The organism is Streptomyces sp. NPDC102437 (assembly GCF_044765565.1).
In the GTDB taxonomy this organism is placed as follows: Bacteria; Actinomycetota; Actinomycetes; order Streptomycetales; family Streptomycetaceae; genus Streptomyces.
In genome coordinates, this window is sequence record NZ_JBIWKI010000012.1 from 173,364 (window position 1) to 196,829 (window position 23,466).

General features: G+C 71.2%; 22 protein-coding genes, 1 tRNA gene and 2 pseudogenes. 11 read left to right on the top strand and 14 right to left on the bottom strand.

Features of this window, described 5'->3' with window-relative positions:
- Window positions 1–59: 59 nt before the first annotated feature.
- The 3 genes from galT to galK are packed head-to-tail and all read left to right on the top strand — an operon-like array spanning window position 60 to window position 3,336.
- On the top strand, window positions 60–1,103 hold the full coding sequence (gene galT / locus ACIRJP_RS17835; protein ID WP_404174482.1) for a galactose-1-phosphate uridylyltransferase: 1,044 nt from the start codon (window positions 60–62) through the stop codon (window positions 1,101–1,103).
- Window positions 1,100–2,080, top strand: a complete 981-nt coding sequence (gene galE / locus ACIRJP_RS17840) for a UDP-glucose 4-epimerase GalE (protein ID WP_404174485.1) — start codon at window positions 1,100–1,102, stop codon at window positions 2,078–2,080. Before galT ends, galE begins: the two co-directional genes overlap by 4 nt.
- On the top strand, window positions 2,077–3,336 hold the full coding sequence (gene galK / locus ACIRJP_RS17845; RefSeq protein ID WP_404174488.1) for a galactokinase: 1,260 nt from the start codon (window positions 2,077–2,079) through the stop codon (window positions 3,334–3,336). The genes galE and galK overlap by 4 nt, the downstream gene beginning before the upstream one ends.
- A 9-nt stretch (window positions 3,337–3,345) precedes the next feature.
- On the opposite strand, the gene ACIRJP_RS17850 is transcribed toward galK, so the two are convergent.
- On the bottom strand, window positions 3,346–3,798 hold the full coding sequence (locus ACIRJP_RS17850) for a GNAT family N-acetyltransferase (protein WP_404174491.1): 453 nt from the start codon (window positions 3,796–3,798) through the stop codon (window positions 3,346–3,348).
- A 263-nt stretch (window positions 3,799–4,061) separates the two neighbouring features.
- Here ACIRJP_RS17850 and ACIRJP_RS17855 point away from each other — a divergent pair, with 263 nt between their 5' ends.
- Window positions 4,062–4,862: a LuxR C-terminal-related transcriptional regulator gene (locus tag ACIRJP_RS17855; RefSeq protein WP_404174494.1), complete on the top strand. Its 801-nt coding sequence runs from the start codon at window positions 4,062–4,064 to the stop codon at window positions 4,860–4,862.
- On the opposite strand, the gene ACIRJP_RS17860 is transcribed toward ACIRJP_RS17855, so the two are convergent.
- The gene (locus ACIRJP_RS17860; RefSeq protein WP_351253095.1) at window positions 4,821–5,318 is read right to left on the bottom strand and encodes a MarR family transcriptional regulator; all 498 of its coding nucleotides are present in this window, start codon (window positions 5,316–5,318) and stop codon (window positions 4,821–4,823) included. The genes ACIRJP_RS17855 and ACIRJP_RS17860 overlap by 42 nt on opposite strands.
- A gap of 73 nt (window positions 5,319–5,391) precedes the next feature.
- Here ACIRJP_RS17860 and ACIRJP_RS17865 point away from each other — a divergent pair, with 73 nt between their 5' ends.
- On the top strand, window positions 5,392–6,189 hold the full coding sequence (locus ACIRJP_RS17865; protein ID WP_404174498.1) for a trans-aconitate 2-methyltransferase: 798 nt from the start codon (window positions 5,392–5,394) through the stop codon (window positions 6,187–6,189).
- Window positions 6,189–6,554 (top strand): VOC family protein, encoded by a 366-nt coding sequence (locus ACIRJP_RS17870; RefSeq protein ID WP_404174501.1) that lies wholly within the window; start codon window positions 6,189–6,191, stop codon window positions 6,552–6,554. The genes ACIRJP_RS17865 and ACIRJP_RS17870 overlap by 1 nt, the downstream gene beginning before the upstream one ends.
- 3 nt (window positions 6,555–6,557) lie before the next feature.
- On the opposite strand, the gene ACIRJP_RS17875 is transcribed toward ACIRJP_RS17870, so the two are convergent.
- Entirely contained in the window at window positions 6,558–7,160 is a 603-nt protein-coding gene (locus tag ACIRJP_RS17875; protein WP_404174637.1) for a Uma2 family endonuclease, read from the bottom strand.
- Window positions 7,161–7,255: 95 nt separating this feature from the next.
- On the opposite strand from ACIRJP_RS17875, the pseudogene ACIRJP_RS17880 reads away from it, so the two are divergent.
- Window positions 7,256–7,498: pseudogene (locus ACIRJP_RS17880) on the top strand (DUF2000 family protein); the annotation flags it as partial.
- Between the two features lie 28 nt (window positions 7,499–7,526).
- On the opposite strand, the gene ACIRJP_RS17885 reads toward ACIRJP_RS17880, so the two are convergent.
- Window positions 7,527–8,216 carry a TetR family transcriptional regulator gene (locus tag ACIRJP_RS17885; RefSeq protein ID WP_404174504.1) on the bottom strand — a complete coding sequence of 230 codons (690 nt, stop codon included), beginning with the start codon at window positions 8,214–8,216 and terminating at the stop codon, window positions 7,527–7,529.
- Entirely contained in the window at window positions 8,213–9,229 is a 1,017-nt protein-coding gene (locus ACIRJP_RS17890; RefSeq protein ID WP_404174506.1) for an acyl-CoA desaturase, read from the bottom strand. Before ACIRJP_RS17890 ends, ACIRJP_RS17885 begins: the two co-directional genes overlap by 4 nt.
- A 333-nt stretch (window positions 9,230–9,562) precedes the next feature.
- Here ACIRJP_RS17890 and ppc point away from each other — a divergent pair, with 333 nt between their 5' ends.
- On the top strand, window positions 9,563–12,292 hold the full coding sequence (gene ppc, locus ACIRJP_RS17895; protein ID WP_404174509.1) for a phosphoenolpyruvate carboxylase: 2,730 nt from the start codon (window positions 9,563–9,565) through the stop codon (window positions 12,290–12,292).
- Between the two features lie 27 nt (window positions 12,293–12,319).
- Here the strand turns inward: ppc and ACIRJP_RS17900 are convergent, their stop codons facing one another.
- From ACIRJP_RS17900 to ACIRJP_RS17930, 7 genes are all read right to left on the bottom strand, one after another.
- Window positions 12,320–12,790: a hypothetical protein gene (locus tag ACIRJP_RS17900; RefSeq protein ID WP_404174512.1), complete on the bottom strand. Its 471-nt coding sequence runs from the start codon at window positions 12,788–12,790 to the stop codon at window positions 12,320–12,322.
- 122 nt (window positions 12,791–12,912) lie between these two features.
- Window positions 12,913–13,506, bottom strand: coding sequence for an aminoacyl-tRNA hydrolase (gene pth / locus ACIRJP_RS17905; RefSeq protein ID WP_404174515.1), 594 nt, complete (start codon window positions 13,504–13,506; stop codon window positions 12,913–12,915).
- A 117-nt stretch (window positions 13,507–13,623) separates the two neighbouring features.
- A complete protein-coding gene (locus tag ACIRJP_RS17910; RefSeq protein WP_404174518.1) occupies window positions 13,624–14,208 on the bottom strand; it encodes a 50S ribosomal protein L25/general stress protein Ctc in 585 nt (194 codons plus the stop codon).
- A gap of 216 nt (window positions 14,209–14,424) precedes the next feature.
- Window positions 14,425–15,399, bottom strand: coding sequence for a ribose-phosphate diphosphokinase (locus tag ACIRJP_RS17915; RefSeq protein ID WP_404174521.1), 975 nt, complete (start codon window positions 15,397–15,399; stop codon window positions 14,425–14,427).
- 120 nt (window positions 15,400–15,519) lie between these two features.
- Window positions 15,520–16,968, bottom strand: a complete 1,449-nt coding sequence (gene glmU, locus ACIRJP_RS17920; protein WP_376622680.1) for a bifunctional UDP-N-acetylglucosamine diphosphorylase/glucosamine-1-phosphate N-acetyltransferase GlmU — start codon at window positions 16,966–16,968, stop codon at window positions 15,520–15,522.
- Between the two features lie 109 nt (window positions 16,969–17,077).
- Window positions 17,078–17,148 (bottom strand) — tRNA-Gln (locus tag ACIRJP_RS17925).
- A 29-nt stretch (window positions 17,149–17,177) separates the two neighbouring features.
- The gene (locus ACIRJP_RS17930) at window positions 17,178–18,038 is read right to left on the bottom strand and encodes a hypothetical protein (RefSeq protein WP_404174525.1); all 861 of its coding nucleotides are present in this window, start codon (window positions 18,036–18,038) and stop codon (window positions 17,178–17,180) included.
- A gap of 155 nt (window positions 18,039–18,193) precedes the next feature.
- On the opposite strand from ACIRJP_RS17930, the gene ACIRJP_RS17935 reads away from it, so the two are divergent.
- Window positions 18,194–19,510, top strand: a complete 1,317-nt coding sequence (locus ACIRJP_RS17935) for a sensor histidine kinase (RefSeq protein WP_404174528.1) — start codon at window positions 18,194–18,196, stop codon at window positions 19,508–19,510.
- Window positions 19,511–19,634: 124 nt separating this feature from the next.
- On the opposite strand, the gene ACIRJP_RS17940 is transcribed toward ACIRJP_RS17935, so the two are convergent.
- The gene (locus tag ACIRJP_RS17940) at window positions 19,635–20,168 is read right to left on the bottom strand and encodes an SUKH-3 domain-containing protein (RefSeq protein WP_404174531.1); all 534 of its coding nucleotides are present in this window, start codon (window positions 20,166–20,168) and stop codon (window positions 19,635–19,637) included.
- Window positions 20,169–20,178: 10 nt separating this feature from the next.
- Window positions 20,179–20,703: a YwqJ-related putative deaminase gene (locus ACIRJP_RS17945; protein WP_404174534.1), complete on the bottom strand. Its 525-nt coding sequence runs from the start codon at window positions 20,701–20,703 to the stop codon at window positions 20,179–20,181.
- 317 nt (window positions 20,704–21,020) lie between these two features.
- Between ACIRJP_RS17945 and ACIRJP_RS17950 the strand changes: the two genes are divergently transcribed.
- Together ACIRJP_RS17950 and ACIRJP_RS17955 are read left to right on the top strand one after the other, a co-directional pair.
- Window positions 21,021–21,998 (top strand): SMI1/KNR4 family protein, encoded by a 978-nt coding sequence (locus tag ACIRJP_RS17950; RefSeq protein ID WP_404174537.1) that lies wholly within the window; start codon window positions 21,021–21,023, stop codon window positions 21,996–21,998.
- Between the two features lie 5 nt (window positions 21,999–22,003).
- Window positions 22,004–23,466, top strand: a pseudogene (locus ACIRJP_RS17955) (hypothetical protein); the annotation flags it as partial.

A 23,466-nucleotide genomic window follows, 5' to 3' on the forward strand; every position in this document is an offset into this window, starting at 1 on the left:
TCGTTGACGCGGTTGTTGACTTGTGGTTCATTGTGTTCGGTTATGTTTGGAGGAACCTGGTGAAGAAGACGGTTACGACGCTCGCCGACGGCCGGGAGCTGCTCTACTACGACAGCCGCGACGAGGTCGTCCGTGACGCCGTCGACCGGCGCCCCCTCGACGCGGTCTCGACCTCGTCCGAGATCCGCCGGGACCCGTTCCTCGGGGACAGCGTCGCCATCGCCTCGCACCGTCAGGGCCGCATCTACCACCCGCCGGCCGACGAATGCCCGCTCTGCCCCTCGCGGGACGGCCGGCAGAGCGAGATCCCCGAGGCCGACTACGACGTCGCCGTCTTCGAGAACCGCTTCCCCTCGCTCGCCGGTGACTCCGGCCGCTGCGAGGTCGTCTGCTTCACCTCCGACCACGACGCTTCCTTCGCCGACCTCACCGAGGAGCAGGCCGCCCTGGTCCTCGCGGCCTGGACCGACCGCACCGCCGAACTGGCCGAACTCCCGCAGGTCAAGCAGGTGTTCTGCTTCGAGAACCGGGGCGCCGAGATCGGCGTGACCCTCGGTCACCCGCACGGGCAGATCTACGCGTACCCCTTCGTCACCCCGCGCACCGAGCTGATGTTCCGGTCCATGGCCGCCCACCGCGCCGAGACCGGCGGCAACCTCTTCGACGACGTGGTGGCCCGCGAGGAGAAGGACGGCTCCCGGATCGTCATCGACGCCGAGCACTGGGTCGCCTTCGTGCCGTACGCCGCCCACTGGCCGTACGAGGTCCACCTCCACCCCCGCCGCCGCGTCCCCGACCTGCGGGAACTCGACGAGGCCGCGCGCACGGAGTTCCCACAGGTTTATCTGGAACTCTTGAGGCGATTCGACCGGATCTTCGGCCCCGGCGAGCCGCCGACCCCGTACATCTCGGCCTGGCACCAGGCACCGTTCGGGGTCCCCGGCCGGGAGGACTTCGGGCTCCATCTGGAGCTTTTCACCATCCGACGCACCTCCGGCAAGCTGAAGTTCCTCGCGGGTTCCGAATCCGGCATGAACGTGTTCATCAACGATGTGCCGCCGGAGACCGCGGCCCAGCGACTGCGAGAGGTAGCGAGCGAGTGAGCAAGCCCCAGAAGAAGTACCTGGTCACGGGCGGCGCGGGATACGTCGGCAGCGTGGTCGCCCAGCACCTGCTGGAGGCCGGGCACGCGGTCACCGTCCTCGACGACCTCTCGACCGGGTTCCGGGAGGGCGTCCCGGCCGGGGCCGAGTTCATCGAGGGCCGCATCCAGGACGCGGCGAAGTGGCTGGACGCCTCCTACGACGGGGTGCTGCACTTCGCCGCGTACTCCCAGGTCGGAGAGTCCGTCGCGGACCCGGAGAAGTACTGGGTGAACAACGTCGGCGGCTCCGTCGCCCTGCTCGCCGCGATGCGTGACGCCGGGGTGCGCACCCTGGTCTTCTCCTCCACCGCCGCCACCTACGGCGAACCGGCCACCACCCCCATCACCGAGTCCGACGCGACCGCGCCCACCAACCCCTACGGCGCCACCAAGCTCGCCGTCGACCACATGATCACCGGTGAGGCGGCCGCGCACGGACTGGCCGCGGTCTCGCTGCGGTACTTCAACGTGGCCGGGGCGTACGGCAGTTGCGGCGAGCGGCACAGCCCCGAGTCGCACCTCATCCCGCTGGTCCTCCAGGTCGCGCTCGGGCAGCGCGAGTCGATCTCTGTCTACGGCGACGACTACCCCACCCCCGACGGCACCTGCGTCCGCGACTACATCCATGTCGCCGACCTCGCCGAGGCCCACCTGCTGGCCCTGGACGCGGCCACCGCGGGCGAGCACCTGATCTGCAACCTCGGCAACGGCAACGGCTTCTCGGTGCGCCAGGTCATCGAGACCGTCCGCGAGGTCACCGGCCACCCCGTCCCGGAGACCGCGGCCCCCCGCCGCGCCGGCGACCCCGCCGTGCTGGTCGCCTCCGCAGCCACCGCCCGGGAGCGGCTCGGCTGGACGCCGACCCGCGCCGACCTGACCGGAATCGTCACCGACGCCTGGACGTTCGCCCGCCGAGAGGAGCCCACCGCCCCATGACCGAGACCAGCCGGCCCATGGCCCCCTCCACCGGGAACAGCCAGCCCATCGCCTCCTCCACCGGGAACAGCCAGCCGACCGCTTCCTCCGCCACCGGGAACGGCGAGCTGACCGCCTCCTTCGCCGAGCTCTACGGGCGCGAGCCCGAGGGGATCTGGGCGGCCCCCGGCCGGGTCAACCTGATCGGCGAGTACACCGACTTCAACGACGGCTTCGTCATGCCGCTCGCCCTGCCGCACACCGCACGCGCCGCCGTCGCCCGCCGCACCGACGGCGAACTGCGGCTCCACTCCACCGACGTGCCCGGCGGCGTCGTCCAGCTCCGCATCGACGAACTGGCCCCGCACCAGGGGCACGGCTGGGCGGCCTACCCCGCCGGCGTCGTCTGGGCGCTGCGCGCGGCCGGCCACCCGGTCACCGGGGCGGACATCCAGCTCACCTCCAGCGTCCCCACCGGCGCGGGCCTGTCCTCCTCCGCCGCGCTGGAGGTCGTCACCGCGCTCGCCCTGAACGATCTCTTCGAACTCGGGCTCTGCGCACCGGAGCTGGCGGTTCTCGGCCAGCGCGCCGAGAACGACTTCGTGGGGGTGCCGTGCGGGGTCATGGACCAGATGGCGTCCGCCTGCTGCACCGAGGGCCACGCACTGCACCTCGACACCCGCGACCTCACCCAGCGCCAGATCCCCTTCGACCTGGCCGCCCAGGGGCTGCGGCTGCTCGTCGTCGACACCCAGGTCAAGCACGCGCTCGGCGACGGCGCTTACGCCGAGCGGCGGGCCGGCTGCGAGGCGGGCGCGGCGGCGCTCGGCGTGCGGACGCTGCGCGAGGTGCCGTACGAGGGCCTCGGCGCGGCCCTGGAGACCCTGGCCACGGCCGGCGTCGACGAGTCCGTGGTGCGCTACGTACGCCATGTGGTCAGCGACAACCAGCGCGTCGAGCAGGTCATCGCCCTGCTCGACGCGGGCGACGCGCGGGCCGCGGGCCCGGTGCTCAACGCCGGGCATGTCTCGCTCCGCGACGATCTGCGGGTCTCCTGCCCGGAACTGGACCTGGTGGTGTCGGCGGCGAACGAGGCCGGGGCGCTCGGTGCGCGGATGACCGGAGGCGGCTTCGGCGGCTCGGCGATCGTGCTGGTGGAGCAGGAGCAGGCGGACACGGTCGCCGAGTCCGTGCTGGAGGCGTTCGCCGCCGCGGGCCACACGACGCCGCGGGTCTTCCCGGCCGTGCCCTCGGCAGGCGCCCGCCGCCTCGCTTGAGGCCCCGCGTCAGGACGGAGTCGCGAGGTCCTTCGTCAGGATGAACTCGGTGACCCCGGACGGGTAGTTCTCGACGCGCCCGCTCACCTCGTAGCCCCGCTCCCGGTAGAAGCCGGGCGCCTGGAAGCCCCAGGTCTCCAGCCGGGAGCGGGTGCAGCCCCGGTCCGTCGCGGCCACCCGTTCCGCCTCCGCGAGCAGCAGCGAGCCCAGGCCCCGGCCGCGGTGGCGGGCGTCGACCCAGAGCTGGTCCACATGGAGCCAGTACGCCCAGGTGCGGCCGGTCAGGCCGCCTGCGACGGCGCCCTCGATGTCCACCGCCCATACCTCCAGCGGGAGTTCCCGCCCGGCGCGGGTGGTGCGCAGCGCGCGCAGCTCCGGGGAGCGGGCCGTGTTGTCGTCCCGCAGCCGCCGGCTCAGTAGGGAACGCCGCCCTTTGTCCACTTCTGTCTCAAGACGGAACATGGGCCACACAGTAGGACGCGGACCCGGACAGTTCCGCGAATCGGTTTCCGCAGCGGGCCGTCGGTCGTACCCTGATGCACAGCACCGGTGGGGGCCGGTGCTGATTCAGGGGTACGAGACAGTCGGGTACGGCGCCCGGGGCGGACAGCAGTCGACACACGGCGGCGGCCGTGGGACTGCGGTCCGGTTACCGATCCGGGTCGCCGTACCCGTACTGGTCGGCCCCTTCGGTGGGCCGGGGGTGGCCCAGGAACAGACGCGGCATGGGGGTGCCTGTGGTTCGTATCCGGGTTCTCGTGGTGGACGACCACCGTATTTTCGCCGAGTCGCTCGCAGCGGCGCTCGCGGCCGAGCCCGACGTCGATGTGGCGGCGGCGGGCAGCGGTCCCGCCGCGTTACGGTGCCTGGAGCGGGCCGCGGCCGAGGGACGCGGCTACGACGTGATGCTGATCGACGCCGAGCTGGGCATCCTGGGCACGGCGGGGGGCCGACGGACACCCTTACCGGTTTCCGCCGACGGGGAGAGCGCCCGGGTGGACGGCATCTCCCTGGTGGCCGGGGTCCGTTCGGGCCGGCCGTCCGTGCGCACGGTGGTGCTGGCCGAGAAGGACGACCCGGTCCGGGCCGCGCTGGCGCTCCAGGCCGGGGCGTCGGGCTGGGTGGCCAAGGACTGCTCGCTGCAACGGCTGCTCGCCGTCATCCGCGGGGTGCTGCGGGACGAGACGCATCTGCCCCCGGCGCTGCTCACCGGCGTGCTGCGGGAGCTGACGGCGGCGCGCAAGCACCGCACGGAGAGCGAGCAGCTGGTCGAGTCGCTGACCCCGCGCGAACGCGAGGTGCTGCGCTGCATGGTGGCGGGCCTGGGCCGCAAGGCGGTCGCCGAGCGTCTCTTCCTCTCCCCGCACACGGTCCGTACCCATATGCAGAACGTGCTGGGGAAACTGGGCGTGCACTCCACCCTGGCCGCCGTCGCCCTGGCCAGGCGGGCGGGCGTCGGCCCGGCCGATCAGGCGTCGGCCGGACTAGCCGGGAATGTTGTCGAACGGGGCGGTCAACTGGCGTAGCAACCCCGCCAGTTCGCCCCGCTGCTGGGTGGAGAGCCGGCTCAGGATGGCGCGCTCCTGGGCGAGCAGCCCGGCCAGCGACTGGTCGGCCTTGTCACGGCCCTCGGCGGTGAGCCGGACGAGCACGCCGCGGCGGTCGCTCGGGTCGGGGAGGCGCTCGACGAGGTTCTTCTTGGTCAGGCGGTCGATGCGGTTGGTCATCGTGCCGGAGGTGACCAGCGTCTGGGTGAGGAGCTGGCCGGGGGAGAGCTGGTACGGGGCGCCCGCGCGACGCAGGGACGTCAGTACGTCGAACTCCCAGGGCTCCAGATCATGCTCGGAGAAGGCGATCCGGCGGGCCCGGTCCAGATGGCGGGCCAGGCGGGAGACGCGGCTGAGCACCTCGAGTGGTTCCACGTCGAGGTCGGGGCGCTCGCGGCGCCATGCAGCGACCAGTCGGTCGACCTCGTCCTCCATGTGGATCAGTGTAAGGGGTCTGTCGACATGAAGTCTCTTGAACTCAAGATATCCGTGGGTGACTCTGACTGCCATGACCGCACCCAGCTGGGACCCGCAGCAGTACCTGCGCCACGCCGACCACCGCACCCGCCCCTTCCTCGACCTCCTCGCCCGCATCCCGGAACTCCCGACCGCCCCCGCACCCCGGATCGCCGACCTCGGCTGCGGCGCGGGCAACGTCACCGTCCTGCTCGCCGACCGCTGGCCCGCGGCCCGCATCACCGGCTACGACAACTCCCCGCAGATGCTCGAACGGGCCCGCGCCCACGCCGGCCCCCACCTGGACTTCGCCGAGGCCGACGCCACCACCTGGACCCCTGACGAGCATCACGACCTGATCGTCTCCAACGCCCTGCTCCAGTGGGTCCCCGACCACGCCGCCCGCTTCCCGGCCTGGCTGGACGCGATCACCCCCGGCGGCACCTTCGCCTTCCAGGTCCCCGGCAACTTCGACCGGCCCAGCCACGTCCTGATGCGCGAACTCGCCGCCTCCCCGCGCTGGCGCACCCGCCTCGCCGACCAGCTGCGCCACGCCGACGCGGTGCTCACCCCCACCGCCTACCTCGACGCGCTGACCGCCCCCGGCATCACGGCGGACGTCTGGGAGACCACGTACCTGCACCTCCTGCCCGGTCAGGACCCGGTCCTCGACTGGGTGAAGGGCACCGGCCTGCGCCCCGTCCTGACCGCGCTCGCCGACGACCCCGAGGCCCGCGACGCCTTCCTCACCGAATACCGCGATCTGCTGCGCACCGCCTACCCCCAGGGCCCGCACGGCACCGTCTTCCCGTTCCGCCGCATCTTCGCGGTCGCCCGCAAGGAGAAGTGATGATCACCGCCCTCGACCACGTCCAGCTCGCCGCCCCGGAGGGCTCCGAGGACGCCCTTCGCACCTACTACGCGGACACCCTCGGTATGACCGAGACCGCCAAGCCCCCGGCCCTCGCGGCCCGCGGCGGCTGCTGGTTCCAGGCCGGCCCGGTCCAGCTCCACCTCGGCATCGAACAGGACTTCCGCCCGGCGAAGAAGGCCCACCCCGGCCTGCGCGTCACGGACATCGAGGCGTACGCGGCCCGGCTGGAGGAACGGGGCGCGGAGGTGTGCTGGGACGGCGACCTGCCGGGGCACCGCCGCTTCTTCAGCCAGGACCCGGTGGGGAACCGGCTGGAGTTCCTGGAGCCGGTGGACGGCTGACCGTCACAGCGCGTCCAGCGCCTCCCGGGTGATGTCGATGTCGATCGGGAACGGCACGCTCGTCTTGAGACGGCCGTGGTGGATTCCCGTCAGCGCATACGCCTTGGACACCGGGTCCAGCTCGTACACCCGCACCACCGGGTGCCGGTCGGTGCCGGCCATGTCGACCAGCCAGAAGTTCGGGATACCGGCCGAGGCGTACTTCCCCGGCTTGGTGTCGCGGTCGCGGGCCTCGGAGTCGGGCGAGACGACCTCGACGGCGAGCAGGACGTCGGCGGCCTGGAAGCGGGTCTGCTCAAGATCGGTGGCGGCGTCGGCGCGGACGACGGACACATCGGGTTCCGGACCGTTGCGCTGATCCAGCACTACGGTCATCTCGCGCTCGGCCTTCTGGTCGGCCGGGATCGTGGCACGCAGGCCGTTCATCAGCAGGTCGATCATCTTGGCGTGGAAACGGCGCTGTGGACTCACAAAAACCAGGCTCCCGTCGAGCAACTCCGTGTGCGGCGGGAGATCGGGCAAGGTGAACAGGTCGTCCACCGTGTATCCGTCCTGGGGCGGCACCGGCCAGCGGGAGCTGTGCGCGGTGAACGGCTCGGCGGTCATGATTCCTCCCATGGACGGGATTCTTGTTCTGCTCCCTCACGGTAGCCGCCGGAGTCAAAGAGCGTCATTACAAAGAGTGACGCCGGTTCCGTGTCCAGCCCGTCCTGGTCTTCGAGGGGACGAAGGAGACACTGACCGCGGCGCACGGCCGTGCGCTGTCCCGCTCGCTTCCCCGGTCGGTGTTCACGTCCGACCTCTTCGCCACCGGCAACGACCGGGACCACCGTGCGGCGGTGCGGGCCGTGGCGAAGGACCGGCTGGACCTGGTGGACCTCGCCGTGTACGGACCGCGCAACGGCGTCGACAAGGTGCTCAAGGGCGCCCGGATGCACCCCTGACCCGGGCGGTGGCCCGGGGTACCGGCCCTCAGCTCTTGCGGTGTCCTATCAGCCTCGGCTTCGACTCCAGGTTCTCCAGGCCGTGCCAGGCCAGGTTCACCAGGTGGGCGGCGACCTCCGACTTCTTCGGCTTGCGGGCGTTCATCCACCACTGACCGGTCAGGGCGACCATGCCGACCAGCGCCTGTGCGTACAGGGGGGCCAGCTTCGGGTCGAAGCCGCGGGCCTTGAACTCCAGGCCCAGGATGTCCTCCACCTGGGTGGCGATGTCGCTGATGAGGGAGGCGAAGGTGCCGGTCGACTGGGCCACGGGGGAGTCGCGGACCAGGATGCGGAAGCCGTCCGTGTACGTCTCGATGTAGTCGAGCAGGGCGAACGCGGCCTGCTCCAGGAGCTCGCGGGGGTGGCCCGCGGTCAGCGCGCTCGTGACCATGTCCAGGAGCTGGCGCATCTCGCGGTCGACCACGACGGCGTACAGGCCCTCCTTGCCGCCGAAGTGCTCGTACACGACCGGCTTGGAGACACCGGCGCGGGCCGCGATCTCCTCGACCGAGGTGCCCTCGAAGCCCTTGTCGGCGAAGAGCGTGCGACCGATGTCCAGCAACTGCTCGCGGCGTTCCTTGCCCGTCATCCGCACCCGGCGGGTACGCCGGGTGGAAGAGGACGGACGGTTTTTCTCGTTGCTGGTGCTGGAGTCGGTCGCCACGTCGTCAATCATGCCGCGTCGGCACGCTCGGGGTCGCGCCGGGAGCCGATCCGGCTGGACTCGACACGGCGGGACTCGATCCGCGCGGAGTCCGGCCAGCGCACGTCTTGCGCCCAGCCCAGCTTCTCGAACCAGCGGATCAGCCGGGCACTCGAATCGATCTGACCGCGCATCACACCGTGCCGGGCGCTCGTCGGATCGGCGTGGTGCAGGTTGTGCCAGGACTCGCCGCAGGACAGCACCGCCAGCCACCACACATTGCCCGACCGGTCACGCGACTTGAAGGGCCGCTTGCCGACCGCGTGACAGATCGAGTTGATCGACCAGGTGACGTGATGCAGCAGGGCCACCCGGACCAGCGAGCCCCAGAAGAAGGCCGTCGCCGCACCCCACCACGACATCGTCACCAGGCCGCCGACCAGCGGCGGGAGCGCCAGCGACACGATCGTGAGGGTCATGAAGTGGCGGGAGACGCCGCGCAGCGCCGGGTCCTTGATCAGGTCGGGGGCATACTTCTGCTGCGGAGTCTGCTCCTCGTCGAACATCCAGCCGATGTGGGCCCACCACAGGCCCTTCATCAGGGCGGGCAGGCTCTCGCCGAAGCGCCACGGCGAGTGCGGGTCGCCCTCCGCGTCGGAGAAGCGGTGGTGCTTGCGGTGGTCGGCCACCCAGCGCACCAGCGGACCCTCCACGGCCAGCGAACCGGCCACGGCCAGCGCGATGCGCAGCGGGCGCTTCGCCTTGAAGGAGCCATGCGTGAAGTAGCGGTGGAAGCCGATCGTGATGCCGTGGCAGCCGATGAAGTACATCGCCACGAGCAGGCCCAGGTCCAGCCAGCTCACACCGCGGCCCCAGGCCAGCGGCACTGCCGCGACCAGCGCCACGAACGGCACCACGATGAACAACAGCAGGGCGAACTGCTCGATCGACCGCTTGTTGTCCCCGCCGAGCGTGGCGGAGGGAAGGGCCCGATCGTCGGCCGCCGACGACTGGGCGTCGGCGATCACAGCGGGGCTGGTGTTCATGGGGGGTCCCCTGGGGATGAGGAAGATGAGAAATACGACGGATAGCTCTGGCTACGCACCCGTAACCTACGGCAACGTAAGTATGGCAGCGGAACGGTCCCTCGCACGAGAGCGCGGCGGGCCTCCCACCGAAGGGAAACCCGATCGGGCCGCGAGCGGCGCCGACGGAGCGGACACCTATCCTGGTGGGGTCGGACAGCGCGGTCCGCACTCTGCTTTCCCGGGGTGGCGTCGGCACCGCTGCCTGTCGCGGCCCCGGAGACCCCTGTGGCCGCTGCCTGCCGCGGCCCCGGGAGAAACCCCGTGCTCAACCACTGCAAGGAGCCGCACACCGTGAGCAGTGCCGACCAGACCCCTGCCGCCAGCCCCGAGCTGCGCGCCGACATCCGCCGCCTCGGCGACCTCCTCGGCGAGACCCTCGTACGTCAGGAAGGCCAGGAACTCCTCGACCTCGTCGAGCGCGTCCGCGCCCTGACCCGCACCGACGGCGAGGCCGCGGCCCAGCTCCTCGGCGACACGGACCTGGAGACCGCCGCGCAGCTCGTTCGCGCCTTCTCCACCTACTTCCACCTCGCCAACGTCACCGAACAGGTCCACCGCGCCCACGAGATGCGCGACCGCCGGGCCGCCGAGGGCGGACTCCTCGCCCGCACCGCCGACCGGCTCAAGGACGCCGACCCCGTCCACCTGCGCGAGACCGTCAAGAACCTCAACGTACGGCCCGTCTTCACCGCGCACCCCACCGAGGCCGCCCGGCGCTCCGTGCTGAACAAGCTCCGCCGCATCGCCGCACTCCTGGAGACGCCCGTCGTCGAGGCCGACCGGCGCCGCCAGGACCTCCGGCTCGCCGAGAACATCGACCTCATCTGGCAGACCGACGAACTGCGCGTGGTCCGCCCGGAGCCGGCCGACGAGGCCCGCAACGCCATCTACTACCTCGACGAACTCCACGCCAACGCCGTCGGCGACGTACTGGAGGACCTCGCCGCCGAACTCGCGCGCGTCGGCGTCGAGCTGCCCGCGGGCACCCGCCCCCTCACCTTCGGCACCTGGATCGGCGGCGACCGCGACGGCAACCCCAACGTGACGCCCGCCGTCACCTGGGAAGTACTGATCCTCCAGCACGAGCACGGCATCACCGACGCCCTCGAACTCATCGACCACCTGCGCGGACTGCTCTCCAACTCCATCCGCTACACCGGTGCCACCGACGAACTGCTGACCTCGCTCGAAGCCGACCTCGAACGCCTCCCCGAGATCAGCCCCCGCTACAAGCGCCTGAACGCCGAGGAGCCCTACCGCCTCAAGGCGACCTGCATCCGGCAGAAGCTCGTCAACACCCGCGAACGCCTCGCCTCCGGCACCCCGCACCGCCCCGGCTGCGACTACCTCGGCACCGCCGGACTCATCGCCGACCTGGCACTCATCCAGACCTCACTGCGCGAGCACCGAGGCGGACTCTTCGCCGACGGCCGGATGGACCGCACCATCCGTACGCTCTCCGCCTTCGGCCTCCAGCTCGCCACCATGGACATCCGCGAACACGCCGACGCCCACCACCACGCACTCGGCCAGCTCTTCGACCGGCTCGGCGAGGAATCCTGGCGCTACGCCGACATGCCCCGCGACTACCGGCAGAAGCTCCTCGCCAAGGAACTCCGCTCCCGCCGCCCGCTCGCCCCGACCCCGGCCCCGCTCGACGCCGCCGGCGAGAAGACCCTCGGCGTCTTCCACACCGTCAAGGAAGCCTTCGAGCGCTTCGGCCCCGAAGTCATCGAGTCCTACATCATCTCGATGTGCCAGGGCGCCGACGACGTCTTCGCCGCCGCCGTCCTCGCCCGCGAAGCCGGCCTCATCGACCTGCACGGCGGCTGGGCCAAGATCGGCATCGTGCCGCTCCTGGAGACCACCGACGAGCTGCGCGCCGCCGACGTCATCCTCGACGAGATGCTCGCCGACCCCTCCTACCGCCGCCTCGTCTCCCTGCGCGGCGACGTCCAGGAGGTCATGCTCGGCTACTCCGACTCCTCCAAGTTCGGCGGCATCACCACCTCCCAGTGGGAGATCCACCGCGCCCAGCGCCGGCTCCGCGACGTCGCACACCGCTACGGCGTACGCCTGCGCCTCTTCCACGGCCGCGGCGGCACCGTCGGCCGTGGCGGCGGCCCTTCGCACGACGCGATCCTCGCCCAGCCCTGGGGCACCCTGGAGGGCGAGATCAAGGTGACCGAGCAGGGCGAGGTCATCTCCGACAAGTACCTCATCCCGGCACTCGCCCGGGAGAACCTGGAACTGACCGTCGCGGCCACCCTCCAGGCCTCCGCCCTGCACACCGCACCCCGCCAGTCCGACGAGGCCCTGGCCCGTTGGGACGCGGCGATGGACACCGTCTCCGACGCCGCGCACGCCGCCTACCGCAAGCTCGTCGAGGACCCGGACCTGCCGACGTACTTCCTCGCCTCCACGCCGGTGGACCAGCTCGCCGACCTGCACCTGGGCTCGCGGCCCTCCCGCCGCCCCGGCTCAGGCGTCTCGCTCGACGGACTGCGCGCCATCCCGTGGGTCTTCGGCTGGACCCAGTCCCGCCAGATCGTCCCCGGCTGGTACGGCGTCGGCTCCGGCCTCAAGGCCCTGCGCGAGGCCGGTCTGGACACCGTCCTGGACGAAATGCACGAGCACTGGCACTTCTTCCGGAACTTCATCTCCAACGTCGAGATGACCCTCGCCAAGACCGACCTGCGGATCGCCCGCCACTACGTCGACACCCTCGTCCCCGACGAACTCAAGCACGTCTTCGCCGACATCGAGGCCGAGCACGCACTCACCGTGAGCGAAGTCCTCAAGGTCACCGGCTCCACCGAACTCCTCGGCACCAGCCCCGTGCTCCAGCAGACCTTCGCCATCCGCGACGCCTACCTGGACCCCATCTCCTACCTCCAGGTATCGCTGCTCGCCCGCCAGCGCGAAGCCGCCGCCCGCGGCGAAGAGCCCGACCCGCTGCTCGCCAGGGCCCTGCTGCTCACCGTGAACGGTGTCGCGGCCGGTCTGCGCAACACCGGCTGAGACACCCGGAAACGGCCGCGGCCCTGCTCACAACGCGATGAACGTCGCCACGAGCAGGGCCGCGCCCGTGATCGCGGTGCCCCAGCCGGTCCGGGTCAGCCGCAGACCACCACCGATCACCAGCCCCGCCAGCAACAGCGCACCGCCCAGCGGCACCCAGGCATGCAGAAAGCCCGGCGTCCCGGTCCGCACCACATCGTCCGTACCCGGCTTGACCACCACGGGGAACCGGTCACCCCGCCGCGCCGCGACGGACTTGTCGATCATCACCCGGGCACGTGCCCCAGCCGGCCCCGACGGTGTGAACGGGCCCGTACAGACATCGGCCCCACAACCGGTCACGGTCATCGTGCCGTGCTCACGGCCCTTGGCCAGAACGATGTGTTGCGCCTCGTCCCAGGACGACAGCGCACCCGCCACCAGCAGCAACAGGGCGACACAGCCCATGGCCGCGTTGCGGGCGTAGACCAGGGCGCGGTGTGAGGAGCTCCGCTTCATGGGGAGCGATCCTTGGGCAGACCGGCACCACTGGTCAACTCGTGGCCGGAAATCGCCGGGTTAGCGGCAGGAATGTCAGAGTTGTACGAGCAGCCGGCAGCGAGCAGCGAGTAGCAGGGGCGCTACGAGTTGTACGCGCTCTGGGCCCGCTCCAGACCCTCCGCGAGCAGGCACTCCACCGAGTCCGCCGCCCGGTCCACCAGGTAAGCGAGCTCCTTGCGCTCGGTGGACGAGAAGTCCTTCAGCACGAAGTCCGCGACCTGCATCCGCCCCGGCGGCCGCCCGATCCCGAACCGGACCCGGTGGTAGTCCGCCCCCATCGCCTTGGTCATCGACTTCAGCCCGTTGTGCCCGTTGTCGCCGCCGCCCAGCTTCAGCCGCAGCGCCCCGTAGTCGATGTCCAGCTCGTCATGGATCGCCACGATGTGGTCCGTGGGCACCTTGTAGAAGTCGCGCAGCGCCGTGACGGGGCCGCCCGAGAGATTCATGTACGACATCGGCCTGGCCAGGATCACCCGCCGGTTCGCCGGTCCGGGCGGGCCCATGCGGCCCTCCACGACCTGCGCCTGCGCCTTCTGCGCACGCTTGAACTTCCCGCCGATCCGCTCGGCCAGGAGATCGGCCACCATGAAGCCGACGTTGTGCCGGTTCGCGGCGTACTCGGGACCGGGGTTGCCGAGGCCCACGATGAGCCAGGGGTCGGTGGCGTCGGACATCTGTGCTCGGTCTCCTCATGTACGGATGGTTCCGGACGGCCCGGATACAGGGAAACGGGGCGGCGGGTCCTCGAACAAGGAACCGCCACCCCGTCAGTCAAGCAGTGCGGGCGAGGCTCAGGCCTCCGCGCCCTCACCCTCGCCCTCGGCGGCCGGCTCCTCGGCCTGCGCGGCGACGACCTGGAGCACGACGGCGTCCTCGCCACCGGCCAGCACGGAGCCCTCGGGCAGCGGGATGTCCTTGGCGAGAACGGACGCACCGGCGTCCAGGCCCGCGACGGAGACCGTGACGGACTCCGGGATGTGGGTGGCCTCGGCCTCGACGAGCAGGGTGTTCTGCACGTACTCCAGGAGGTTGCCGCCCGGGGCCAGGTCGCCCTCGACGTGCACGGCGATCTCGACGTTGACCTTCTCGCCGCGCTTGACGGTCAGCAGGTCGACGTGCTCGATGTCGCCCTTGAGCGGGTTGCGCTGCACGGCCTTCGGGATGACCAGGGCGTCCTTGCCGTCGATCTCCAGGCCGATCAGGACGTTGGCGGTCTTGAGCGCCATCATCAGGTCGTGGCCCGGCAGGGTGACGTGGACCGGCTCGGCACCGTGGCCGTAGATGACGGCGGGGACCAGGTTCGCGCGGCGGGTGCGACGGGCGGCGCCCTTGCCGAACTCGGTACGGACCTGGGCGGCGAGCTTGACCTCAGCCATGACTGCACTCCTCGTGGGGTGACGAAACTCGGACGGTCACCCGGCCCACGACAGGCCTGCTACGAAGAGCGCGTCGATAACGGACCGCCGTACATATGAGTACGGCCTCCCTCGCCGAGCAACTCAGTGAGTCTACCCGGCGGGGAGGCCGCCCCCAAAGTGGATCTTCGGAGCCGCTGTTCCGCCGCTCCTGCTGCCCCTGGAAGAGGGTTGTTCCTACTGCTCCTCGAAGAGGCTGGTGACCGAGCCGTCCTCGAAGACCTCACGCACAGCGCGCGCGATCGTCGGCGCGATCGAGAGCACCGTGATCTTGTCGAGCTCCAGCTCGCCCGGGGTCGGCAGGGTGTCGGTGAAGACGAACTCGCTGACCTTGGAGTTCTTCAGCCGGTCCGCGGCCGGGCCCGAGAGCACACCGTGCGTCGCCGTCACTATGACGTCCTCGGCGCCGTGCGCGAACAGGGCGTCGGCGGCGGCGCAGATGGTGCCACCGGTGTCGATCATGTCGTCGACCAGGACACAGACCCGGCCCCTCACATTGCCGACGACCTCGTGGACGGTCACCTGGTTGGCGACGTCCTTGTCACGGCGCTTGTGCACGATCGCCAGCGGGGCGTCCAGACGGTCGCACCAGCGGTCGGCGACGCGCACACGGCCGGCGTCCGGGGAGACGATCGTCAGCTTCGAACGGTCGACCTTGGCACCGACGTAGTCGGCCAGGATCGGCAGCGCGAAGAGGTGGTCGACCGGGCCGTCGAAGAAGCCCTGGATCTGGTCCGTGTGCAGGTCGACGGTGAGTATGCGGTCGGCACCCGCCGTCTTCATCAGGTCCGCGACCAGACGGGCCGAGATCGGCTCGCGGCCGCGGTGCTTCTTGTCCTGGCGGGCGTAGCCGTAGAACGGCACGATCACCGTGATGGAGCGGGCCGAGGCGCGCTTCAGCGCGTCCAGCATGATGAGCTGCTCCATGATCCACTTGTTGATCGGAGCGGTGTGGCTCTGGATCAGGAAGCAGTCGGCGCCGCGGGCCGACTCCTGGAAGCGGACGTAGATCTCACCGTTGGCGAAATCGAAGGCCTTCGTCGGCACGAGGCCGACACCCAGCTGGTGCGCAACCTCCTCGGCCAGCTCGGGGTGGGCGCGGCCGGAGAAGAGCATCAGTTTCTTCTCGCCGGTCGTCTTGATCCCGGTCACAGCACAGTCTCCTCAGACGTGTTCCTGGCGCTGCACGCATGTGTCCCGATGTGCAACGAGCCAGCCGAAATGGGGTGAGCATCTATCACGGTACGCCGTGCGCGGCGTACCTGTTTCCGGTCAGCTTTCGCTGTCGCGCTCCGATGTGGCGGCCTGAGCAGCCTGCGCGGCGCCGCTTCCCGGACGCTTTCGCGCCACCCAACCCTCGATATTCCTTTGCTGGCCGCGGGCGACGGCCAGCGAACCGGGCGGTACGTCCTTGGTGATGACCGAGCCGGCCGCGGTGTATGCGCCGTCCCCGACCGTGACAGGCGCCACAAACATATTGTCCGACCCGGTACGGCAGTGGGATCCGATCGTGGTGTGGTGCTTGGCCACGCCGTCGTAGTTCACGAAGACGCTCGCGGCACCGATGTTGGTGTGGTCACCGATCGTCGCGTCGCCGACATAGCTCAGGTGCGGGACCTTGGTGCCTTCGCCGATCGTGGCGTTCTTCATCTCCACGTACGTACCGGCCTTGGCCTTCGCGCCGAGCCTGGTGCCGGGGCGCAGATAGGCGTACGGACCCACCGTCGCGCCCTCGCCGACCTCGGCCCGGTCCGCGACCGTGTTGTCCACCCGCGCACCCGCGCGGACGACGGTGTCGGTGAGCCGGGAGTTCGGGCCGACCTCGGCGTCCTCGCCGAGGTGCGTGGCGCCCAGGAGCTGGGTGCCCGGGTGCACGATCGCGTCGCGCTCATAGGTGACGGTGGCGTCGATCAGCGTGGACGCCGGGTCCACGACGGTCACGCCGGCCAGCATGGCGCGCTCCAGCAGCCGCTGGTTCAGCAGCCGCCGGGCCTCGGCGAGCTGGAGGCGGTTGTTGATGCCGAGGATCTCGCGGTGGTCCCCGGCGACCGAGGCGCCGACCCGGTGCCCGGCCTCGCGCAGGATGGACAGGACGTCGGTGAGGTACTCCTCGCCCTGACTGTTGTCGGTGCGGAGCTTGCCGAGGGCGTCGGCGAGCAGTCGGCCGTCGAAGGCGAAGACCCCGGAGTTGATCTCCCGGATCTCGCGCTGGGCGTCGGTGGCGTCCTTGTGCTCGACGATCGCGGTGACCGCGCCGTCGGCCGGGTCGCGGACGATGCGGCCGTAGCCGGTGGAGTCCGGCACCTCGGCGGTCAGCACGGTGACGGCGTTGGAGTCGGCCGTGTGGGTGGCGGCGAGCGCGGTGAGCGTCTCGCCGGAGAGCAGCGGGGTGTCGCCGCAGACGACGATCACGGTGCCCTCGACGGTGCCGCCGAGCTCGTCGAGCCCGACGCGCACTGCGTTGCCGGTGCCCTTCTGCTCGGCCTGGTGGGCGGTGCGCAGCCGGTCGTCGACGGCGGTGAGGTGCGCGGTGACCTGCTCGCGCCCGTGGCCGACGACCACGACGAGGTGCTCGGGGTCCAGTTCGCGGGAGGCGGTGACGACATGTCCGACGAGCGATCGCCCGGAGATCTCGTGCAGAACCTTGGGGGTCTTCGACTTCATGCGGGTGCCCTCACCCGCTGCGAGGACGACGACGGCTGCCGGGCGTTCGGAGCTCACGGAAATGCCCTTCGGCTTCGGGTGGTGGACACCCGAAGGATACCGGGGGGCTGGTGAGCGGACATGGGTGAGGGCCCCGGCCTTGGAGGCCGGGGCCCTTGCGTCTGAGCTCCCCTGCCAGGATTCGAACCCGGACAAATGGCACCAAAAGCCACTGTGCTGCCATTACACCACAGGGGATGGCAAATGCGGCCGAATCGGACAACTCGTTAGCTGGTTGAACGTGCGGCACCCAACACTATGCCGTACCAAGTGCCTTCCACGCGACGGTAAAGATCAGCGCTTTTGGTGGCGTAGATGATCAGGCATCCACGGTAGGTCTCGGTGGTGTTCCTGCGCGTGGTCTTGGGGTTGTGCTTCTTCAGGGTCGCTCTCTGGAGCGTGGAGGCGGGAACGCCCGCCAGGTCTGCCCAGAATTGCTCGGCCTCTGCAACGTCCCCCGACTCGTGGATGCTGACCCGGAAGCGCATGCGCTCGCGCGGAACCTCAAGCAGGTCGAGCCAGCGTAGGTACAGCGCGATCACGTTGGGGTCGCTGTTGATGAACTGGAGGCTCTCTCGGCGACTGTACGTCTTGTCCTTGGAGCCCTCGGCCCAGTACAGCGTTACCCCAGCGAGGAATAGTTCCCGGTCCGATAATTGGCCGACCGCTTCCTGCGCGTGAGCCTTGACCCTGAGTCGGTCCTCGTTCTGGGTGGCGCGCAGGCGCGACAGGCCGGCGTTCATGAGCGCGTGGCGTTCCACGTCGGTATAGCGAGGCTCCGGCTTCGGCAGATCCCGCACCCACAGCGAGATCGAGCTCTTCGAGCAGCCCAGCTCCACCTGGATCTGGTCGTACGTCATGCCCTGGCCGCGCAGCTCTCGCGCCTTCTCCCGGAGGTCGTCCTTGGCGCGCGGGCGTTTCGTCCACTCCGGGGCCGGTTCGCCTTTGACCAGGCGGCCGAGGATGTCGTTGTTGTCAATGTGGAGGCGGTCCCTGATCTGCCGCAGGCTGAGGCCCTCCCGGCGCAGGGCGACGGCCTGCTCGCGCAGGTCTTCGAAGTTGGCGTACTTGCTCGTGATTTCCGTCATACGACGAGCGTCGTCCGGAATGCGGACGTCCGGTGCGAAAGTCCGCTCGATTCACCATTTCAAGCGATAAGTGGTCGTTCCATCTCTGTTTCGCAGGCGCACGTGCTGTCCAGGTCGCCCGAAAATGAGGTGCGGCCGCCCGTAGGGTGGATGGCATGACCGCAACGGGGGCAGACCTGGAGGCGGCGGGACCGACCACCCGCGGCTACTGGTGGTGGGAGCGGCGGCGGGGTGTCGCCCTGGATGTGGGGCTCGGGCTCCTGTCGGCGCTGGAATGCGCACTGGAAGGGGTGGAGTTCGCCGGGGACACCGGGCTGCCGGTGCCGGTGGGGGTGCTGTTCGGGCTGCTGGCGGGGGCCGTGCTGGTGGTGCGGAGGCGGTGGCCGATAGCCGTGGTGCTGGTCGCGATCGCGACGACGCCCGCCGAGATGGGCTTCCTGATGGGCCTGGTCGGCCTCTACACGCTGGCCGCCTCCGAGGTGCCGCGGAGAATCACCGCGGTGCTGATGGGGATGTCGTTCGCGGGGACGTTCATCGTCACCTATGTACGGCTGCGGCAGAGCGTCGACGAGCAGGCCGATTTCGGGCCCGGCGACTGGTACGTACCGCTGATGTCCCTCTTCATGTCGCTCGGGCTCACCGCGCCGCCGGTGCTGTTCGGCCTCTACATAGGGGCCCGGCGGCGGCTGATGGAGAGCCTGCGGGAGCGGGCGGACTCGCTGGAGCGGGAGCTGTCGCTGCTCGCCGACCGGGCGGAGGAGCGGGCCGAGTGGGCGCGTGCGGAGGAGCGTCACCGGATCGCCCGCGAGATGCACGACGTGGTCGCCCACCGGGTCAGCCTGATGGTGGTGCACGCCGCCGCGCTCCAGGCCGTCGCGCCGAAGGACCCGGCGAAGGCGGTCCGGAACGCGGCGCTGGTCGGTGACATGGGCCGGCAGGCGTTGACCGAGTTGCGAGAGATGCTCGGGGTGCTGCGTGCGGGGGAGTCGGTGACGGACCGGCCGGCCTCGGTGCCGCTGGCCTCGGTCGGCCGGGCCGCTGCCGCCGCCGCGGCCGCCGCGACGGAGGACGGGCCGCGGCTGGACGAGGTGGAGACCCTGGTGGGGGAGTCCAGGGCGGCGGGGATGACGGTGGAGCTGTCGGTGGACGGCGAGGCCCGCTCGTATCCGCCCGAGGTCGAGCAGACGGCGTACCGGGTGGTGCAGGAGGCCCTGACGAACGTGCACAAGCATGCGGCGGGTGCGAAGGCCTGGGTGCGGCTGGCGCACCGGGACGCGGAGGTCGCGATGCAGGTGGAGAACGGTCCGTCGGACGCGGCCACGGCGGACGCGGGGCTGCCGAGCGGGGGCAACGGCCTGGTCGGGATGCGGGAGCGGGTGCTGGGGCTCGGCGGTGTCTTCGTCTCGGGTCCGACGGACGCGGGCGGCTTCCGGGTGTCGGCGGTGCTGCCGGCCGAGGGGGCGGCGGCCTGAGCCGGGGCCGCGTGAGCCGAGTGGCCGCGTGAGCCGGGGGCTCAGTGGCAGCGGGCGGTGGTCCGTGTCGTGGGGCCGCCTGATCCGGGAGCCCCGGGCGAGCGGCCGGTACGGCCCTGCGGGGTCAGTCCGAGACGAGGCGTTCCGGCTGGATGCCGGTGATCAGGGTGGCCAGTGCCTGGTCGATGTCCGGGCCGAGGTACCAGTCGCCGGTGTGGTCGATGCTGTAGACGCGGCCCTCGGTGTCGATCGCCAGGACCGCCTGTCCGTCGCCTTCCTCGCCCAGCGGGCTGACCTCGGTCTCCAGGGCGCGGCCGAGGTCGCCGAGGGTGCGGGCGAGGTGGAGTCCGCTCAGCGGGTCGATCCGTACCGGGGCGGGTGCGATCTGGCGGCCCGGCGCGGACGCGGTGATGTGGAGTCCGCCGAACTCGGCCCATGCCTCCACGGCCGCGGGGAAGACCGCGTGCTGGTGGCCGGCGGGCGAGGTGTGCGAGCGCAGGGCGTCGGCCCACTCCTCGGCCTGCCGGATGTCCCAGCGGCCGGGCTGCCAGCCCGCGGTGCGCAGGGCGGCGTCCACGGCGACGGGGAAGCGGGTGGAGGAGTTGCGGTCGCGGTCCGCGGGGCCCGTCTGTTCGGGTACGTCGGTTCGGTCGTGCATCGGCGTGCGGTCAGCCCTTCTCGGCGGTGGTCGCCGCCCCGGTGGTCGTGAGGTCGACGGGACGTACGCCGAAGTGGGCGAGCATCGCCGTGCAGGAGCGGCACGGCGGCGCGTAGCTGCCGTGCATCGGGTCGCCGTCCTCACGGATGCGCCGTGCGGTGAGCCGGGAGTGCTTCAGGGCGCGCCGGGCCTCGCCGTTGGTCAGCGGTTTGCGCTGGGCGCGCTTGGAGCGGGTCGTCTCCGCCGCGGTGAGCTGCCGGGAGAGCAGTATCGCCTCGGGGCAGCGGCCGGTGAAGCGTTCGCGCCGGCCGCTGGGGAGGGTGTCGAGGAAGTCCTGGACGAGCGGGTGCAGTACGGGGGGCTGGTCGCCCTTGCCCGCGGTGCACGTCAGTGTCTCGCCGCGGACGGACAGTGCCGCCGCGACCGCGGGCAGGATGCCGTCGCGCCGGTGGAGCAGTCGGGGTGCGAGGCCGGCCCCGGTGCTGCTCCAGCTGAGGCGTGGATCGCCGGATGTGACTGATTGTGCAGTGTGCATGGTGCTTTCCCTCCCGTGCCCGCAGCTGTAGCTGCGCGATGTGCACGCCCCCCGAGTTGCGGTGACAGCCTGCCAAATGTCCCGGCTGGTGGGGAAGCTGGGTCGGTGAAACGTGTGTCCGTGTCGCCCGGTCGTGGTGGGAGCGTCGCTCGTACGTCACGCCGTTGTGACGGTTCGTGACGGATGCGGAGGGGGAGGCGTAGGACAGGTCACATGGGCGAGACCGGCCCTTGCGCCACCGCATAGGCTGTGCCAGGACCGGCCTGCCCCTGGGCAGGCCGGTCCTCACCAGCCAGACGCAGCAGGGGGCAACCGCCATGACGACAGGTCGGCTCGGGCAGCAAGCCGCGCCACCGAACGCGGCCTACGCCGGGCAGCTCGTGCATTTCCCGGACCCGGTCCGGGCGTCCCGCCACCCCGGCGGCGTGCGGATGGACGGGAACGGCAGCCCGGACTTCGCGCCGTACGCGCGTGCGGCCGCCGAGATCGCCGAGCCGCCGCAGGGCTTCGGGGTCGACGAGCTGCGGCTCACCGACTACGTCTCGGCCAACGCGGCGCTGGCGGCGAGCGGCCATGAGCTGTGGGACACGATCCCGGCGGTCGCCACTCCGCACGGCTGGACGTGGCACCACGTGCCCGGCGGCCGGCGCATGGAGCTGGTCCCGGTGGAGGTCAAGGCGCTGCTGCGGCACCACGCAGGCCTGGCCGCCACGGCGGTCGACCACAACAAGCGGGGCACCCGCCCGTTGCAGGAGACCCGGCCCGCGCATTTCCGGCTGCCGAAGGGTGCCGTGGCGGTGAGCGAGTCGCAGGTGCAGGGCGTCGAGGAGGACCTCGGCTACCGGCTGCCGGGTGCCTACCGCTCGTTCCTCAAGGCGGCGGGCGGTTCGGCGCCGGTCGGCGCGGCGCTCGACGCGGAGCTGGGGCTCCTGGTCGACCAGCCGTTCTTCACGGTGCGCGAGCAGGCCGCCGCGAACGACCTGGTGTACGTGAACAAGTGCCTGCGCGACCACCTCACCAAGGACTTCCTGGGTGTCGGCTTCGTCCAGGGCGGGATCGTCGCGGTGAAGGTGAAGGGCAACGGCATCGGCTCGGTCTGGTTCTGCGCGTACGACGACGCCCGGGACCAGGACGGCTGGAACGTGCAGGAGCGGGTGGACCGGCTGCTGCTGCCGTGCGGCAGTGACTTCGACGCCTTCCTGCAGCGTCTGGCGGGCAATCCGCCGGAGCTGGAGACCGTGGCGAACCTGATGGTGGACGGCGGCTTCGCGCGGGCCGTCCCGGTGGAGGGGTGAGCGCGATGGTGACCTTTGCTCAGGCGCAGGAGCGCGCGGACGAGTGGATCAACGGCGACGTGCCCGCGTACCAGCACCGTGAGGTGCGGGTGCGGGAGTTCGAGCTGGGCTTCGTGGTGTGGGGCGAGGACCGTGCCGAGGGCCCCGTCTCGGACGGCGGCAAGCAGCGGCTGGTGATCGCCCGGGACAGCGGCGAGGCCACCCTGTGGCCGGGGCTGCCGGTGGGCGAGGTGATCCGGCGGTACGAGGAGGAGTACGGCGCGCAGGCGACGGCCGCGGCCGCTCCGGAGCCGCCCCAGCGCATCGACCTCAATCAGACGTCGTTCCTGTTGAGCCCCCCGGAGTGGCTCCAGGAAGCGGCCGACAAGCTGGGCATCCCGGACCACCGCGAGGGCCAGGGCGGGAGCCAGGACCGGAGCCCGGACGCGGCGTCTCCGGCCTCCCCGGCGTCCCCGGCCCCGCCGGCCGCCCCGGTCTCGCCGGCTCCGCCGTTCTCTGCGCCGCCCGCCGTCCCGGCCGCCCCGGTCGGTCAGGCGTCGCCGGGTTCGCACGGCGGACAGGTCGCGTACGAGCCGACCGCCAACGACGGTGTCCCGGCGGGTCCGCAGAACGTGCCGGCCGGGTCCACCCCGTGGGCGGGTACGGACACGAATTCGGACAGCGACGAGGGGGCGGTGCCGTTGCCGGCCACGGTGTTCGCGCCGCCGCTCTCGGGTGCCGACGACGACGGCACGCCGCCGCCGGTCGTGCCGGCCGATGCGCCGACGGCCCTGATGTCGGGCGGCAGCCAGCTGCCGCGCACGGCGGTCGTGCCGGGCCTGGGCCCGCAGGGCGGCGCCCCTGGTGTCTCCGGTGGCTCAGGTGTCCCTGGTGCCTCCAGTGGCTCCGGCATCCCTGGTATTCCGCCGGGCGTGCCCGGTGCTTCGGGCACGGGTGCCGGTGACATCGCGGACGCGGCCACCAGCAAGGCCGCCGTGCCGCCGCGCGGTTCGCGTGGTGGCGGTCCGTCGACCCCGCCGCCGCCCGGTGCTCCCGGAACCCCTGGCGCCAGGCCGGGTGCGCCCGTGCCGCCGCCCTCGGGGCCGGGTGCGCCCGGTGCCCCGGCGGGCGGGTACCTGCCGACGCAGCTCGCCCCCCAGGTGGGGCCGCCCGGTGCCCCTGGTGCGCCGCAGCCTCCCGGTCCGCCTGGTTCTCCCGGTGCTCCGGTGCCGCCTCCGCCGCCTGGTTCGACGCCTCCGCCCGGTGGTGGGGTGCATCACGCCGCGACGATGCTGGCCGACCCGAGCATGGGCGGTTCGGGCCCGCTTCGGCCGCCCGCACCTCCCGGTCCGCCCGGGGCGCCGGGTGCTCATGGCGCCCCTGGTGCGCCGCTGCCTCCCGGTCCGCCTGGTTCTCCCGGTGCTCCGGTGCCGCCTCCGCCGCCTGGTTCGACGCCTCCGCCCGGTGGTGGGGTGCATCACGCCGCGAC